We start from the raw sequence: 598 nt of genomic DNA on the forward strand, positions 1-598 counted from the left end.
CGAGACGGCGTCCTTCGGCAACGACCTCTCGACGCTGCCCAACTTCCCCGCCGAGATCCGCGCGCCGACGGGGACGCTGCCGGGTGTCAGCTCCTTCCAGCTGCACTTCGCCGACCACGACATCATGACGCCGGGGGACGCCCCCGACGTCCTCGTCGCGATGAACCCGGCGGCCCTGAAGGCCAACCTCTCCGATCTGCCCGGCGGCGGCCTGCTGATCCTCGACTCCGACGAGTTCTCGCCCCGGAACCTGGCCAAGGTCGGCTACGCCACCAACCCGGTCGAGGACGGCTCGCTGGAGGGCTGGCAGACCGTCGCGGTGCCGCTCACCTCGATGACCCTCGACGCGCTGGCGGACTCGGGGCTCGGCAAGAAGGAAGCCGAGCGGTCGAAGAACATGTTCACGCTCGGTCTGCTGTCGTGGATGTACCACCGGCCGACCGAGGGGACGATCCGCTTCCTGGAGCGGACGTTCCGCCGCAAGCCGGAGATCGCGGCGGCGAACATCGCCGCGTTCCGGGCGGGCTACAACTACGGGGAGACGACGGAGGCCTTCGCGGTCTCCTACGAGATCAAGCCGGCCCCGATGGCACCCGGC

1 protein-coding gene is annotated in these 598 nt (G+C 69.7%); it reads left to right on the forward strand.

The features are described 5' to 3' along the window. Positions 1 to 598 (forward strand): 2-oxoacid:acceptor oxidoreductase family protein (locus E4P40_RS27830; protein WP_209305568.1); only part of this gene is annotated, 598 nt, incomplete at both ends.

It is taken from the genome of Blastococcus sp. CT_GayMR20 (genome assembly GCF_004570345.1).